Annotated in this window: 13 protein-coding genes; 5 read left to right on the top strand and 8 right to left on the bottom strand. The window is 68.8% G+C overall.

Annotation, left to right across the window (positions count from 1 at the left end; translation table 11 throughout):
• The first annotated feature begins 30 nt into the window (after window positions 1-30).
• Entirely contained in the window at window positions 31-669 is a 639-nt protein-coding gene (locus tag WS95_RS14670; RefSeq protein ID WP_059824411.1) for a 2-hydroxychromene-2-carboxylate isomerase, read from the top strand.
• A 69-nt stretch (window positions 670-738) separates the two neighbouring features.
• Window positions 739-1,686, top strand: a complete 948-nt coding sequence (locus tag WS95_RS14675; protein WP_034206550.1) for a LysR family transcriptional regulator — start codon at window positions 739-741, stop codon at window positions 1,684-1,686.
• A 56-nt stretch (window positions 1,687-1,742) separates the two neighbouring features.
• On the opposite strand, the gene WS95_RS14680 is transcribed toward WS95_RS14675, so the two are convergent.
• The 4 genes from WS95_RS14680 to xdhA form a co-directional block, all read right to left on the bottom strand.
• Window positions 1,743-2,144: a hypothetical protein gene (locus WS95_RS14680; RefSeq protein WP_059824413.1), complete on the bottom strand. Its 402-nt coding sequence runs from the start codon at window positions 2,142-2,144 to the stop codon at window positions 1,743-1,745.
• 97 nt (window positions 2,145-2,241) lie between these two features.
• Complete coding sequence (gene xdhC / locus WS95_RS14685) at window positions 2,242-2,910, bottom strand: xanthine dehydrogenase accessory protein XdhC (RefSeq protein ID WP_059824415.1); 669 nt, start codon at window positions 2,908-2,910, stop codon at window positions 2,242-2,244.
• Between the two features lie 87 nt (window positions 2,911-2,997).
• The gene (gene xdhB, locus WS95_RS14690; protein ID WP_059824416.1) at window positions 2,998-5,361 is read right to left on the bottom strand and encodes a xanthine dehydrogenase molybdopterin binding subunit; all 2,364 of its coding nucleotides are present in this window, start codon (window positions 5,359-5,361) and stop codon (window positions 2,998-3,000) included.
• An 18-nt stretch (window positions 5,362-5,379) separates the two neighbouring features.
• Window positions 5,380-6,954: a xanthine dehydrogenase small subunit gene (gene xdhA, locus WS95_RS14695; protein ID WP_059824418.1), complete on the bottom strand. Its 1,575-nt coding sequence runs from the start codon at window positions 6,952-6,954 to the stop codon at window positions 5,380-5,382.
• Window positions 6,955-7,288: 334 nt separating this feature from the next.
• On the opposite strand from xdhA, the gene WS95_RS14700 reads away from it, so the two are divergent.
• Window positions 7,289-8,503 (top strand): MFS transporter, encoded by a 1,215-nt coding sequence (locus WS95_RS14700; RefSeq protein ID WP_059824420.1) that lies wholly within the window; start codon window positions 7,289-7,291, stop codon window positions 8,501-8,503.
• A gap of 36 nt (window positions 8,504-8,539) precedes the next feature.
• Here the strand turns inward: WS95_RS14700 and WS95_RS14705 are convergent, their stop codons facing one another.
• The 3 genes from WS95_RS14705 to WS95_RS14715 form a co-directional block, all read right to left on the bottom strand.
• Window positions 8,540-9,133 (bottom strand): RES family NAD+ phosphorylase, encoded by a 594-nt coding sequence (locus WS95_RS14705; RefSeq protein ID WP_059824422.1) that lies wholly within the window; start codon window positions 9,131-9,133, stop codon window positions 8,540-8,542.
• A gap of 9 nt (window positions 9,134-9,142) precedes the next feature.
• Window positions 9,143-9,808 (bottom strand): hypothetical protein, encoded by a 666-nt coding sequence (locus tag WS95_RS14710; RefSeq protein WP_059824423.1) that lies wholly within the window; start codon window positions 9,806-9,808, stop codon window positions 9,143-9,145.
• Window positions 9,809-9,923: 115 nt separating this feature from the next.
• Window positions 9,924-10,814: a DMT family transporter gene (locus tag WS95_RS14715; protein WP_059824425.1), complete on the bottom strand. Its 891-nt coding sequence runs from the start codon at window positions 10,812-10,814 to the stop codon at window positions 9,924-9,926.
• A 134-nt stretch (window positions 10,815-10,948) separates the two neighbouring features.
• On the opposite strand from WS95_RS14715, the gene WS95_RS14720 reads away from it, so the two are divergent.
• Window positions 10,949-11,884 carry an AraC family transcriptional regulator gene (locus tag WS95_RS14720; RefSeq protein WP_059779375.1) on the top strand — a complete coding sequence of 312 codons (936 nt, stop codon included), beginning with the start codon at window positions 10,949-10,951 and terminating at the stop codon, window positions 11,882-11,884.
• Between the two features lie 27 nt (window positions 11,885-11,911).
• Here WS95_RS14720 and WS95_RS14725 read toward each other — a convergent pair whose 3' ends face one another.
• A complete protein-coding gene (locus tag WS95_RS14725) occupies window positions 11,912-13,123 on the bottom strand; it encodes a pyridoxal-phosphate-dependent aminotransferase family protein (RefSeq protein WP_059824427.1) in 1,212 nt (403 codons plus the stop codon).
• A 736-nt stretch (window positions 13,124-13,859) separates the two neighbouring features.
• Between WS95_RS14725 and WS95_RS14730 the strand changes: the two genes are divergently transcribed.
• Entirely contained in the window at window positions 13,860-14,843 is a 984-nt protein-coding gene (locus WS95_RS14730; protein ID WP_059779369.1) for a LysR family transcriptional regulator, read from the top strand.
• Window positions 14,844-14,848: the final 5 nt, after the last annotated feature.

Here is a 14,848-nt window from a genome sequence, read left to right on the forward strand (position 1 = left end):
CGCCGCACGCCCCACCCTCTGGAGAACGACATGACAACCGGCCTCGATACCGCCCAACCCGCCTGGTTCTTCGACTTCGTGTCGCCGTTCTCGTATCTGCTGCTCGAACAGCACGACAAATGGCCGGACGTGCCGTTCAACCCCGTCGTCGTCTCGCTGCCCGACCTGCAGCGCCACTGGGGCCAACGCCCGAGCGCCGACGTGCCGGCCAAACGCGTGTTCACGTACCGGCATGCGCTGTTTCGCGCGGAACAGCTCGGCATCCGCTTCAAGATGCCGCCCGCGCATCCGTTCGATTCCGACAAGGTCCTGCGCCTCGCGATCGCGCTGCGCGCCGATATCGTGACGGTGCTGGAAATGTTCCGCTTCATCTGGCGCGAAGGGAACGACCCGTCGACGCCGGAAGGCTTCGCGGCGCTGTGCGAACGCGTCGGCGTCGGCCACGGCGACGAGCTGATCGAATTCGAGGAAACCGCCGCGCAACTGACCCGCAACACGGCCGACGCGATCGCGCTCGGCGTGTTCGGCGTGCCCACCTTCTGGATGAACAAGCAGCTGTTCTGGGGCGAGGACGCGCTGCCGATGGTGCTGTACTGCGCGCGCACGCCGAACTGGCTCGAATCGCGCGAGGTCAAGCGGATCAGCACGCTGCCGAAGGGCCGCGCGTGATGGCCGGTATCACGCACGGCAACGCGCGGCTGCGGTAAGGTTACGCGTCACCGGACTCACCCCCAATCGATGGAAGACGACGACCGTACCGCCTCGCTCGACATCTGGCTCGTGCGCGTGTTGCGCACGCTGCTGCTCGAGCGCAGCGTCACGCAGGCCGCGCTGCGGCTGAACCAGACGCAGCCCGCGATCAGCACCGCGCTGCGCAAGCTGCGCGAGACGCTGAACGACCCGATCCTCGTGCGCGGCAAATCCGGCATGGTGCCGACCGAGTACGGCGCGTCGCTGCTCGACGCCGCATCGCGCGCGCTGCGCGAGGTCGATTTCATCGCGACGCCGCACGGCGACTTCGATCCGTCGTCCGCGCGGCGCACGTTCCGCGTCGCCGCGCCCGACTACCTGAACGATTTCTTCATGCCGACGCTGATCGAGCGCTTTCGCGATGCGGCGCCGCATGCCCATCTGGAGATCGATTCGCTGAATCCCGCGCTCGACCACGCGGGCGCGCTCGAATCGGGCGCGCTCGATCTCGTGATCGGCAACTGGCCGAAGCCCGACCCGCAGTTCGCGCGCCAGGACCTGTTCTCCGACACGATCGTGTGCCTGATGCGCGACGCGCATCCGCTCGCCCGCGTGCCGCTCACGCGCGACGCGTATGCGTCGGCCGCGCACGTCGCGCCCACCCCGTACACCGGCGACAAGCGCAACGCGATCGAGATCGGCCTGGCGCGCGCCCGCCTCACGCGGCGCATCGTGACGACGCTGCCGTACTTCGGGATCGTGCCGCAGGTGCTGCTGCAATCGGACCTGATCTTCACGACGACGCGCCGCTTCGCGACGCACTACGCGCAACTGCTGCCGCTCGTCGTCGTCGCGCCGCCCGTGCCGTTCCCGCGCATCAAGAGCTACCTGCTCACGCATCCGCAGCCCGATCGGCCGACCGACATCGCGTGGCTGTGCGCGCTGATGCAGAGCGTGTCCGACGAACTGACGGTCGCCCGCACGCGCAAGCGCTGAAGCGGCGCGACGCGCGACGCGGGACGCCCCCGCGCACGATCACGCCGCGCGGCCGCTCAGGCCGTGCAGAACGTTTCCTGAAGATGGGTCCAGCGCACGACGCCCGCCGCGTCGCGCTCGAACACGGCCGTCGCGCGCCGCGCGGGCAATTCGCCCGAGGCCGCATGCTGCGCTTCGACGTAGGTGAGCGTCACGTGCGACGCGCCGGCCGCGAGCACGCGAATGTCCGACAACCCGATCCGCAGCCCCGGCTTCGCGCCGCCGAGCTGCGCGAGCAGTGCGCGCAGGCCGTCGCGATCGAGCAGGCGGCCGTCGGTCAGGATCATCGTGAAACCGGTGGAGAAAGACGCGAGCACCGCATCGAGCGCCGCGGGCGCGGTATCGGCGCCGGACAGCCAGCGCTCGATGGCGACGACGCTCGCATCGAGCGCGTCGAGATAGACCCGGTGATCGGACATGGTGCGTGCACGAAAGACGCGCGGCCCGATGCCGCGCGATCCGTGCAGTGTAGGCAAAAACGCGCCGGCGTGCGCCGGGCGTATCGGCCACGCGTCGTTATCGTGCGCAGCTGACGTCGTCGCGCGCGCGGCCCGCGGCGGCGGCCTTCGCATCGGCCACCGGCATGCCCGAGCGTGCCTGCAGCAGCTCCGCGCAGACGGCCACCGCGATCGCGCCCGGCGCCTTGTCGACGATGCCGGCGACACCGATCGGACACACCATCTCGACGAGCCGCGCCGGGTCGACGCCGCGCGCGGCGAGGCGGCGCTCGAACTTCACGCGCTTGGTGCGCGAGCCGATCATCCCGAAGTACGCGTAGTCGCGCCGCCGCATGATCTGCGCGGCGAGCGAGAAGTCGAGCGCGTGGTTGTGCGTCATCACGAGGAAGTACGCGCCGGGCGGCGCCGCGTCGACGACGGCCTCCGGCGTGTCGGTCGGCTCCGGCTGCACGTTCGGCGGACATTCGTCCGGGAACAGCTCGTCGCGCGTGTCGACCCACTGCACGACGCACGGCAGCGCGCCGAGCAGCGTGACGAGCGCGTGGCCGACGTGCCCGGCGCCGAACAGCACGATGTGCATCGGCGCCGGCGCCGCGGTTGCGCGGTTGCGCTGGCCGGTGCCCGGCGCGAACGGCTGCAGTTGCGACGGCGCGCTGCCGCACACGCCGTCGCATCCCGCAACGGGTGCCGGCGACGCGGCACGCGGCGAACGAGCGCGGCCGTTCATGCCGGCCTCCCGCGGGCCATCCCGACGGCGTCGACCGCACCGTCGAGCCGAGCGCACGAAGCGGGCGTGGAGCGGCGGTTCATCGTCTCACCCTGCCCGAGCGGCGCTCGCCGCCCGTACCGCCTGCACCGCGCGCAGGATCGACTCGCCGGTGGCCGGCGCGTCGAGCGGCGGATTCACCCGGTAATCGCCGACAGCCGCGATCGCATCGCGCACCGCGAAGAACACCGAGAACGGCAGCAGCAGCGGCGGCTCGCCGACGGCCTTCGAGCGGTGGATACTGTCCTCGACGTTGCGGTTCCGGAACAGCCGCACGTTGAACTCGGGCGGCGTGTCGTTCACCGTCGGAATCTTGTACGTGGACGGCGCGTGCGTCATCAGCTTGCCGCCCGCGTTCCACCACAGCTCTTCGGTCGTCAGCCAGCCCATCCCCTGGATGAACGCGCCTTCGACCTGACCGATGTCGAGCGCCGGGTTCAGCGACGCGCCCACGTCGTGCAGCGCATCGACGCGCAGCGTGCGCATCTCGCCCGTCAGCGTGTCGATCACGACTTCCGACACGGCCGCGCCGTACGAGTAGTAGTAGAACGGGCGGCCCTGCAGCTTCGACTGATCCCAGTGCAGCTTCGGCGTCGCGTAGAAACCGTCGGACCACAGCTGCACGCGCGCGAGATACGCCTTCGCGATCACCTCGCCGAACGGCACGCTCGCGCCGCCGACCCACACGAAGTCGTTGCCGAACTTCACGTCGGCCGCCTCGACCTTACCGTCGCCGAACTGCTTCGCCGCGAACGCCGCGAGCCGCTCGCGCAACTGGCGCGCCGCATCCTGCGCGGCCTTGCCGTTCAGGTCCGAGCCCGTCGACGCGGCGGTCGCGGACGTGTTCGCGACCTTGCTCGTATCGGTCGCCGTCACGCGGATCCGGCCGAAGCGGATGCCGAGCTCGTGCGCGACCACCTGCGCGACCTTCGTGTTGAGCCCCTGCCCCATCTCCGTGCCGCCGTGGTTCACGAGCACCGAGCCGTCGGTGTAGATGTGCACCAGCGCGCCGGCCTGGTTGAAGTGCGTGACGTTGAACGCGATCCCGAACTTCACCGGCGTGAGCGCGATGCCCTTCTTCAGCACCGTGTTGCGTGCGTTGAATGCGCGCACGCCCGCGCGCCGCGCGCGGTAGTCGCTCGTCGTCTCGAGTTCGCCGAGCAGCTCGTGCAGCACGTTGTCCTCGACCGTCTGCCCGTAAGGCGTCACGTTGCGTTCGGTCTTGCCGTACAGGTTCGCGTAGCGCACGTCGAGCGGATCGCGGCCGAGCGAGCGCGCGATGTCGTCGAGGATGTATTCGATCGCGAACGCGCCCTGCGGGCCGCCGAAGCCGCGGAACGCGGTGTTCGACTGCGTGTTGGTCTTGCCACAGTAGCCGGCGATGTCGACGTCGCCGAGCCAGTACGCGTTGTCGAAGTGGCACACCGCGCGCGTCATCACCGGGCCCGACAGGTCGGCCGAGAAGCCGCAGCGCGACGTCATGTCGAGTGCGACGCCGTCGATGCGGCCGTCGTCGTCGTAGCCGACGTCGAAGCGGTAATGGAAATCGTGCCGCTTGCCGGTGATCATCATGTCGTCGTCGCGGTCCGGACGCAGCTTCACCGGGCACAGCAGCTTCCACGCGGCAAGCGCCGCGCAGCACGCGAACAGGCCCGACTGCGATTCCTTGCCGCCGAACCCGCCGCCCATCCGGCGGCATTCGACCAGCACGTTGTGCGACGCGACGCCGAGCACGTGCGCGACGAGGTGCTGCATCTCGCTCGGGTGCTGCGTCGAGCAGTACACGTGCATCCCGTCGTCGTCCTTCGGCACCGCATACGCGATCTGCCCTTCCAGGTAGAACTGCTCCTGGCCGCCGAGCAGCATCTCGCCCGACTCGCGGTGCGGCGCGGCGGCGAGCCGCGCGGCCGCATCGCCGCGCGCAAGCTTCAGCGGCGGGATCACGTAGGTTTCGGCCTTGCGCGCTTCCTGCGCGGTCAGGATCGCGGGCAGCTCCTCGTAGTCGATCTGCGCGCGGCGCGCGGCGAGCCGCGCGGTTTCATGCGAGGTCGCGACGACGATGAACATCGGCTGGCCGACGAACTGCACGACGCCCTTCGCGAGCACCGGATCGTCGTGGATGATCGGCCCGCAATCGTTGACGCCCGGGATGTCGTCGGCCGTGAACACGGCGACCACGCCCGGCGTCGCGCGCACCGCGTCGAAGTTCATCGACACGATCTTCGCGTGCGGCTTCGCCGACAACCCGAGCGCCGCATGCAGCGTGCCGGCGACGAGCGGGATGTCGTCGGTGTAGGTGGCGCGCCCGCTCACGTGCAGGTGGGCGGATTCGTGCGCACGCGACACGTGCACTTGCGCGGCGTCGGCCTGCAGGTCGACGGTGCTGAGGAACGGTTCTGCTTGCTGGTTCATGTTCGGTGTTCTCCGTCTTCAGACGCGCGCCGCGTCGTCGGCAACTTCGGCGGCCACTTCGCGCACGTTCAGCGCCTGCGGCGGCAGCGGGTCGTGCGGACGCGTCTCGAGCCAGAAGCGATACATCAGGTTCTTCGCGGTATCGAGACGATACGCGCTCGTCGCGCGCATGTCGGACAGCGGCTGGTAGTCGCGCTCGAGCGCCTGCATCGCGGCCTGCGCGGTGGCTTCGTGCCACTGTGCGCCATCGAGCACGGCTTCCGTATGCGTGGCGCGCTTCGGCGTCGCCGCCATCCCGCCGAACGCGACGCGCGGCTCGCGGATCGTGTCGCCGTCCGCGATGAACGCGAACGCCGCGCACACGGCCGAGATGTCGGAGTCGAACCGCTTCGACAGCTTGTAGGTGCGGAACTGCAGCTTCGCGCGCGCGCCGGTGCGGGTCGGCACCTTCAGGCCGACGACGAATTCATGCGGCGCCATGTCCTTTTGCTGATAGCCCGTGTAGAGCGCCTCGAGCGGCAGCTCGCGCACCGTGTCGCCGCCGCGCAGCACGACGCGCGCGCCGAGCGCGATCAGGCCCGGCATCGAATCGCCGATCGGCGAGCCGTTCGCGACGTTGCCGCCGATCGTGCCCGCATTGCGGATCGGCAGCGACGCGAAGCGCTTCCACATCTCGGTCAGCTCCGGGTACGTGCGGGCGAGTGCCGCATAGGCCTTCTCGACCGTCACGCCCGCGCCGATCTCGATCCAGTCGTCGCCATCCACGACCTGCTGCAGTTCGGCGATCTGGCCGACGTAGATCAGATCGTCGAGGCGGCGCATCTGCTTGGTGACCCACAGGCCGATGTCGGTGCTGCCCGCGAGCATGCGCGCGTCGGGACGCTCGGACTTCAGCGCGGCCAGCGCGTCGAGCGTGCGCGGCGCGGCGAAGCGCGCGCCGTTGGCCGCCGTGTAGTCGAACGTGTCGTCGCGCTTGAGCGATGCGAGCGTGCGGGCAAGCGCCGCCGTGTCGACCACCGCCGACGGCGCCGACGCACCTTCGCCGGTCGCACCTTCGCCGGCCGCGTCGAACATCCGCACCGCCGCATCGACGATCGGGCGATAACCGGTGCAGCGGCACAGGTTGCCGGTCAGCGCATCGGCGATCTCGGTGCGCGTCGGCACGTCCTTCGCCTTCGCGCACGCGTTGCCGCAGCCTTCGTGGCCGTGCTTCTCGTACAGCGCCCACATCGACATCACGAAGCCGGGCGTGCAGAACCCGCATTGCGAACCGTGGCAATCGACCATCGCCTGCTGCACCGGATGCAGCGCGCCGTCCGGCTGGCGCAGGTCCTCGACCGTCAGGAGCACCTTGCCGTCGAGCGTCGGCAAGAACTGGATACACGCGTTGACGGCCTTGAACTCGACCGCACCGGCGTCGGTCAGTTCGCCGACGACGACCGTGCACGCGCCGCAGTCGCCTTCCGCGCAGCCTTCCTTGGTGCCGGTGCAATGCGCGTCCTCGCGCAGGTATTGCAGCACGGTGCGGGTCACGTCCGCGCCGCTCACTTCGCGGATCGCGTGACGATGGTAGAAGCGGATCGGCTCACTCATGTCTCGGTGTTTCTTCAAATTGGGGGCTAGGCGGCCTGCGCGGAGCGCTCGACCGACGTTTTTCCGACAGTTTGCACGCTATCACCGTCAAATTCCGCAACCCATAGCCCATCGCGCATGCGGCTCATATCACTGCCGCGATATGCGCGCCCGACCGCCCGCGCCCCTTGCCGCACGGTGCGCCGCGCCCGTTTCCGACGCCCGCGACCGCCGGTCGTCTTCACGAACGGCAGGCAGTTAACTAAACGGTACCTGCGTGAAAACCGGTTCCATGGGAAAATCCCGATTCCCTTTTCCGCCGTTTTCCGTTCGATCCGTCATTCGTTCCGACCCCATGTCAACCGATTCCGCCACACCGCCGCACAGCGGGTTCGCAGTCACGCTGCAAATCGTGTCCGTCGTCTGCTTCACGTTCATCTGCTACCTGACCATCGGCCTGCCGCTCGCGGTGCTGCCGGGCTTCGTCCACGACGACCTCGGCTTTTCCGCGATCGTCGCGGGCGGCGCGATCAGCGTCCAGTATTTCGCGACGCTCGCGTCGCGGCCGCTCGCCGGGCGCCTCGCCGACACGCTCGGGCCGAAGCAGACGGTGCTGCGCGGGCTGGTCGGCTGCGGCGTGTCGGGCGTGCTGCTGCTCGTCGCGCTGCTGCTCGCGCACTGGCCGGTCGCGAGCCTCGTGCTGCTGATCGGGAGCCGGCTGGTGCTCGGCGTCGGCGAAAGCCTGTGCGGCACCGGCGCGATCCTGTGGGGCATCGGCCGGGTCGGCGTCGCGCACAACGCGAAGGTGATCTCGTGGAACGGCATCGCGACCTACGGCGCGCTCGCGCTCGGCGCGCCGGTCGGCGTCGCGATCGCGCACACGCTGAATCCGGCGCTGATCGGCGTGATCGTGATCGCGCTGGCCGCGCTCGGCTTCTACCTCGCCCGCCTGATCGCCGCCGTGCCGCTCGTGCACGGCGAACGGATGTCGTATGCGAGCGTGTTCACGCGCGTGCTGCCGCACGGCCTCGGCCTCGCGCTCGGCTCGGCCGGCTTCGGCTCGATCGCCACGTTCGTCACGCTGTACTACGCGGCGCGCCACTGGCCGAACGCCGCGCTGTCGCTGACCGTGTTCGGCACGCTGTTCATCGGCGCGCGCCTGCTGTTCGCGAACACGATCAAGACCCACGGCGGCTTCCGCGTCGCGATCGTGTCGTTCGCGTTCGAATGCGCGGGCCTCGTGCTGTTGTGGCTCGCGCCGGTGCCGCACGTCGCGCTCGTCGGCGCGGCACTGACGGGCTTCGGCTTCGCGCTGATCTTCCCGGCGCTCGGCGTCGAGGCCGTCGCGCTCGTGCCGCCCGCGAGCCGCGGCGCGGCGCTGTCCGCGTATTCGGTGTTCCTCGACCTGTCGCTCGGCATCACCGGCCCGCTCGCCGGCTATGTCGCGGGTGCGTTCGGCTATCCGCAGGTGTTCCTGTTCGCGGCGGTGGCGGCCGCCGGGGGCGTCGCGCTGTCGATGGTGCTGTATCAGCGGCAGGCGCGCGTGGCGGGAAGCGGCGCGGCGGCCTGAGAGACGCGACACGTGTTGGCGCACGCGCAACGCGCGTCAACGCAGCAGCACGTTGAAGTCCCGCAATACGCGGGCCGCATCGGGGTGATGCCTGAACGGAACGGCGTTCCCGAGCGAGAGCTTGTGCTCGGCACGATCGAAGAGCACGAGCGCTTCCGACGTGTTGAGATGGCGCGACATGTACAAAAATCCGTCGACGCGACGGGGATGCCGGTGGACGGCTAGCGACCATTGTTGCGGCACGTCGTACGGCACGATGGTCGACAGCGCGCCGTCGCCCCCGAGATTTTTCAGCGGCAAGCCGTGCAGGACGGCGACGCTCAGCGGCGCGCCGTCGAATGAAAGGACGTGGCGATCGAGTTCGGTCGTCACGAGCGGAAAACCGCCCAGCACCAGATTGGCGACTTCGTCATGCAGCACCGTCTCCGCGAATGCGCAATGCAGATCGAAGCCGAAATAGCTGGTGCCGTACCGCCGCCGCTTGCGCGGATCGTCGAAACGATTGCCGCCCGATTTTCCGAAGTACGGCTCGCCGGTCGCATATCGCGAGATGCGCACCAGCGTTGCCGGCGCGACCTCGCGGATGACGAGCGCCGCGCTCGCGAAATGTTCGCCCGGTGCCGTCAGCAAGCGCGGCTCCTAGCGTTCGCGGAATGCCGCAGCGGCACGTTCGACATCGTCGAGCTTGCCGCGCGACAGCGCGACGAGCGGGGTGACGTTGCCCAGCGACGCCTTGGGCGTCGTGAAGAACTGCCATTTGCTCCAGCCGGGCAAATCGCCAAGACACTGCGTGACCCGCCCCAACGTCTTGCGGTCGACGTCTCCCGCCAGATAGAAAGCCGGATAGTACTGTGCGGCGCCGACATCGACCGCGAAGATGCGGCCCGACCCGACCGCCTTGCTCAGCGCCTGCCGCGTCATGCCGAGCCCCGTCCACGTCTGCGCGGCGGACAGCAGCCGGCCCTCGGCAACCAGCGCGCGCCGTTCGGCCTGCACCTGCCGCTCGAGATCGGCGACGCCGGCATCCGCGCGTGCAGCCGTCCCCCGCTTCTGCCGGCCGGCCGGCTTCCTGTCGCGCGTCGCGGCAGCGGCGATGCCGAAGGTGATCGTGCCGGCCAGATCGATGACCTGCGCGATGCCCACCTTGAACAGGTGCCCCAATTGCTCGTCCGACAGCGCGAGCAGTGCGCGGGCGCGATCGGGGCCGAGCATGGTCGCGGCGCCGACCGCGCTGCGCAGCGCCTCTTCCGTCTCGATATCGAGAACCGCAGCCGCGCCTTCGAACACATGAGCTTGCGTGACCATCCTGACCTCCTGATCCAACCGGACGATCAAGCGTAGTCCCGAATCGAAACCAAGTCAACCAAGTCAACCAGACGGAACGGCTTTCCGAGCCTCCGGCATCGCCGTCGGCATTGCGTCACGCCGTCCGCAAAAACAACCGGCGCGTGAGATCGAACGCGACGAGATTGCCGGCCACCACGAGCAGCAGCCCGATCACCGCGAGCGGCGACCACTGGTAGCCCTCGAACACCGTCGACACGGCCAGCGCGACGATCGGGAACAGCACCGTGCAGTACGCGGCGCGCTCCGGCCCGATCCGACCGACGAGCGTCAGGTAGGCGGTAAAACCGATCACCGAGCCCGGCACGGCCAGGTACAGGAGCGCGCCGAGATAGCGCGGGCTCATGTCGAGCGTGAACGGCATGCCGGCCGCCGCGCTGCCGACGGTCAGGATCGCCGCGCCGATCAGCATCGCCCAGCCGTTGGTCGCGAGCGGGTGCAGCCCCATCGACTGCATCCGGCTGGACAGCAGGTTGCCCGCCGAGAAACACATCGTGCCGGCGAACGCGATCGCGAGCCCGATCCACGTCGCGTGGTCGTCGAGATGGCCGGCCATCTGCTGCCAGAACAGGCATGCGATGCCGGTCAGGCCGAGCAGCGCGCCCGCGATCGCCGACGGCCGCAGCGGGCGGCCCATGAACAGCCGGCCGTTGATCGAGTTCAGCAGCGGCGCGGTCGAGAAGATCACCGCGACGAGCCCGCTCGGCACGACTTGCTCCGCATAGTAGAAGCACAGGAAATTCAGGCAGAACAGCGCGAAGCCCTGCGCGACGAGAAAGCGCCACGCTTCGCGCGGCGGGCGCACCGGCCGGCGCATCGCGCGCAGCAGCGCGAACAGCACGGCGGCCGCGAGCCAGAAGCGCCATGCGATCGACACGGGCGGCGGCACCGAGCCGAGTTGCCACTTGATCGCGATCCAGGTGGTGCCCCAGATCAGCACGGTGACGAAATAAAGCGACAGGTTCATGGCGGCAATTCGGGAAATCGGGTGAATCGGGATCCCGACTATGCGGCCGCCCCGCGCATGCCGATTGTCCGGAATTGCGGTCTTTTTCGGGACGCCGCACACGCCGTCGCGCGGCCGCTTATACTCGGCGCATCATGAGTCTCTCCCTCTGCGCCCCGCCCGTCGACCGCGCCGCCGCCCTGGCCGGCGGCGAGCTGCCGTTCGGCCTGCAGTCGGTCTGCCGCACCCTCGCCGACGCGAACGCGACGCTCGAGCGCTTCGCATGGCTCGGCGACCATCTCGCGATCGCCGAATGGACGCGGATCACCGACGAAAGCGAGACGATCTACGAGCAGCCCGGGCACCACACGCTGTCTTGCTACCTCGACGGCGGCTACCGGACCGAGCGCCAGCGCGTGCCGCGCTACGGCGCGCCGAGCCTGCTGTGCGCATTGCCGGGCGACCATGAATCGCGCTGGTGGGTGCGCGGCGAAATGCATTTCGTCCACCTGTATTTCCTGCCCGAACACTTCACGCAGCGCGCGATCCGCGAGCTCGACCGCGAACCGCGCGAACTGAAGCTGGCCGATCGCACCTATTTCGAGGATGCGCGCGTCGCCGCGCTGCTGCGCTCGCTCGCGCTCGACGGCTGGGACGATGCCGACGACCGGCTACGCGCGAACGAAACCGCGCATGACGTGCTGAGCCTGCTGCTGCGCGGCCAGAGCATGACGCGCACCGACACGTCGTTCCGCGGCGGGCTCGCGCCGGCCGTGCGCCGCCGCGTGCGCGACTACATCGACACGTACCTGACGCAGCCGCTGACGCTCGGCGAACTCGCCGAGGTCGCCGCGCTGTCCGAATACCACTTCTCGCGGATGTTCCGGCTGTCGTTCGGCCGTGCGCCGCACGCCTGGGTGGCCGAGCAACGGCTCGCCCGGGCCCGCGAGCTGCTGCGCACGACGGCGCTGCCGCTCGCGCAGATCGCGGCCGAGTGCGGCTACGCGAACGCCGGCCACTTCAGCCATCGCTTTCGCGACGCGCACGGCACGACGCCGAATACCTACCGGCGCGCGATGCAGGGCCGCTGAGCGCGGCCCCGTACCGCTTGTCCGCGCTTACGCGCCGCGCCGCGACAGTTCCTGTTCGAGCGCGGCGACGCCGGCCGGCAGATCGACCGGCACCTTCAGGTCGACCATCGTGCGACCGAACGCATGCAGCGTGCGAAACAGGTTGTGCTCGCGACACTGCTCGCCCATCTGTCCGATCCGCACGATCGGCAACCCGAACGACCCCGAGATCTCGACCTGGTACTGCTTCGAGATATGGCCGCAGACCATCCCCGGCGTGAGCCCCTCCGGCGTCTCGATCCCGACCACCGAATTGAGCCGGCAGTCCTTCGGCGCATAAAGCTTGAGCCCCATCGATTCGACGCCCGCCTGCAGCGCCAGCGAGCAGCGCAGGTGGCGCGCGAAGCGGCTTTCGAGCGTCTCCGCGCAGACGAGCCGCAGCGCCTCGTGCAGCGCGAGCACGCCCGACACGGGCGCCGTGTAGTGATAGCCGGCGTTGTGCCAGAAATTCTCCGCGAGCGCCATGTCGAGGCACCAGTGCGCATTCGGCTCGGGGCGCTGCTTCATGCGTTCCCACGCGGCATCGGAAAACGCGATCAGCGACACGCCCGGAATCGACGACAGCCCCTTCTGGCCGCCGGTGATCACCGCGTCGATGCCCCACGCGTCCATCTCGAGCGGCATCGTCGACAGCGTGCACACCGCATCGACGACCACCAGCGCGCCGGCCGCCTTCGCGAGCGCGGCGATGTCGCGCAGGTCGCGGTTCCATACGGTGTTCGACGTCTCGCCCTGCACGATCGTGACGATCTCGGGCCGCTCGCGCGCGATCGCGTCGGCGATCTCGTCGAGGCTCGTGACCGCGCGGTCGGCGACTTCGAGCGTCGCGACGTCGGCGCCGACGCGCGTGGCCATCTCGGCCATCCGCGCGCTGAAGAAGCCGTTGCGGATCGACAGCACGCGCGTGCCGCGCCACGCGAGGTTCGAGATCGCCATTTCCATCGCGGCCGAGCCCGGGCCCGCGACGCCGAGCACCCACTTCGTGCGGGTCTGGAACACGTAGCGCGCCATCTCCTTCACCTGCTCGATGATCTTCGCCATCGTCGCGCCGAGGTGATTGATCACGATCGTGTTCGCCTTGGCCACGGCGGCCGGGATCGGAACCGGGCCGGCCCCCATCATCAGCAGCGGTTCTTCGGGCAGGATCGCGTCGAGCGGCACGACGACGGGACAGGGAATCGGCGAATAATCGATGGACATGGCTGGAAAATGATGAGGGAAGAAAAATGCCCGGACGCCGGCGGCATGGCACGGCGAACTGGTCGATCATTCCCCGTTCCGCCGGCCCGCGCAAGAGGCACGCACGCGCGGACAGCGCGACGCCGGCCGGTCGCCGGACCGGGCCAGCCGGTCGCGCCGCGACCTGCCACATTGAAAAAGGGAGTGCGGGCCGTTTCCGAAACGGTTCCATTCGGGTTCCGCCCGCACGATTTTCTCCGCCAATATCGGCAACGGTTCGCCGAAACCGGCGGTTCAGTCCGATTCTCGGATCGAACGAAATGGAGCGGCCACCTGATACAAATCGCGGAGCGAATTCGATACACGAAATCCGAACGTGGAAAAAACATCCACCATTGCGGCATGTATTGGGGAGCGACGCCGAAATCGCCCTGTCTCGGTTCGCGCGAATTTAACCCAACACGTTGATTGAAATAGGGAATCCCGGCCGAGTCGACGCATATTCCAATATCGCGCCGTTTTCCCTCGACGTTCTTGCTGCATTGCAGCGTCAAACCGGTACTCGCGATTTCGATTTTACGCAAGCCGCCCCTTTTCTCAGGTTGACGGATATCGGTTCCGTATTGAACAATCGTCTGCGGAATCGAAATTCGATTTTCGATACGAGGGAGAGCTGGGGCCGCGCAATGCGCTTTCGATGTCGTGCGGCGATAAATCACAACCAAAATCAATCAACCGGGCCAGAAATACGCAAGCCATGAACCAGATTCAGACCATGCGTGTATTCGTCTGCGTCGCCGAACAGCAAAGCTTTCGGCGCGCGGCGCACCATCTCGGCGTGTCCAATGCGCTCGTCACGCGTTCGATCGCGATGCTCGAGGGCCACCTGAACACACGGCTGATCCATCGCACCACGCGCAACCTGTCGCTCACCGAGGCCGGCGTGCGCTACCTCGATGGCTGCCGTGCGCTGCTCGAGGAATTCGACCACCTCGAATCGTCGGTCGCGCATGCGGTGCGCGAACCGGCCGGCACGCTGCGCGTCGTCGCGTCGGGGCTGCTGTCGCCGCTGGCGCTGACGCCGCTCGTCAGCAGCTTCCGGCACCGCTATCCGGAGCTGCGCGTGCAGCTGACCGTCGCCGAAGGGCCGCTCGACGTACTCGATTCGGGCTACGACGTCGGCATCGTCACCGGCACCCGGCTCGACGGCAACCCGTCGCTGATCGGCCATGCCCTCGCGCCGAATCCGTTCGTCGCGTGCGCGGCACCGGCCTATCTCGACCGTCGCGGCGAGCCGCGCGTGCCCGACGATCTACCGGGCCACGACTGGGTGACGCTCGCGCCGCACCAGCACGCGCCGACGTGGCAACTGGTCGGTCACGACGGCGTCGCCCATTCGGTCACGGTGCGCCCGGCCTGCACGGTCAACCAGCTCGCGCTCGTGCAGGCGGCGGCCGTGGCCGGCGCCGGCATCGCGGTGCTGCCCGAGCCGTGCGTGGCCGACGCGCTCAACCACGGCACGCTCGTGCGGCTGATGGCCGGCTACCGGATCGACGATCCCGACGCGCAGTTGTCGCTCGTCTATCCGAACCGCCAGTACGTGCCGGCCCGCACGCGCAGCTTCGTCGAGCATGCACTCGAGCACTTCGGCGCGTCGTCCGCCCGCGAACGGACGGACTACGGCTTCTTGCGGCCGGCGCGCGGGCCCGAACACGCCGACATCGTCACGGGCCTGCAGTAAACTGC

Source organism: Burkholderia sp. MSMB1826 (genome assembly GCF_001526325.1).
Classification (GTDB): Bacteria; Pseudomonadota; Gammaproteobacteria; order Burkholderiales; family Burkholderiaceae; genus Burkholderia.

Coding starts and splice junctions, on each gene's coding strand:
- WS95_RS14670 (WP_059824411.1), top strand. CDS start 31: ATGACAACCGGCCTCGATACCGCCCAACCCGCCTGGTTCTTCGACTTC.
- WS95_RS14675 (WP_034206550.1), top strand. CDS start 739: ATGGAAGACGACGACCGTACCGCCTCGCTCGACATCTGGCTCGTGCGC.
- WS95_RS14680 (WP_059824413.1), bottom strand. CDS start 2,144: ATGTCCGATCACCGGGTCTATCTCGACGCGCTCGATGCGAGCGTCGTC.
- xdhC (WP_059824415.1), bottom strand. CDS start 2,910: ATGAACGGCCGCGCTCGTTCGCCGCGTGCCGCGTCGCCGGCACCCGTT.
- xdhB (WP_059824416.1), bottom strand. CDS start 5,361: ATGAACCAGCAAGCAGAACCGTTCCTCAGCACCGTCGACCTGCAGGCC.
- xdhA (WP_059824418.1), bottom strand. CDS start 6,954: ATGAGTGAGCCGATCCGCTTCTACCATCGTCACGCGATCCGCGAAGTG.
- WS95_RS14700 (WP_059824420.1), top strand. CDS start 7,289: ATGTCAACCGATTCCGCCACACCGCCGCACAGCGGGTTCGCAGTCACG.
- WS95_RS14710 (WP_059824423.1), bottom strand. CDS start 9,808: ATGGTCACGCAAGCTCATGTGTTCGAAGGCGCGGCTGCGGTTCTCGAT.
- WS95_RS14715 (WP_059824425.1), bottom strand. CDS start 10,814: ATGAACCTGTCGCTTTATTTCGTCACCGTGCTGATCTGGGGCACCACC.
- WS95_RS14720 (WP_059779375.1), top strand. CDS start 10,949: ATGAGTCTCTCCCTCTGCGCCCCGCCCGTCGACCGCGCCGCCGCCCTG.
- WS95_RS14725 (WP_059824427.1), bottom strand. CDS start 13,123: ATGTCCATCGATTATTCGCCGATTCCCTGTCCCGTCGTCGTGCCGCTC.
- WS95_RS14730 (WP_059779369.1), top strand. CDS start 13,860: ATGAACCAGATTCAGACCATGCGTGTATTCGTCTGCGTCGCCGAACAG.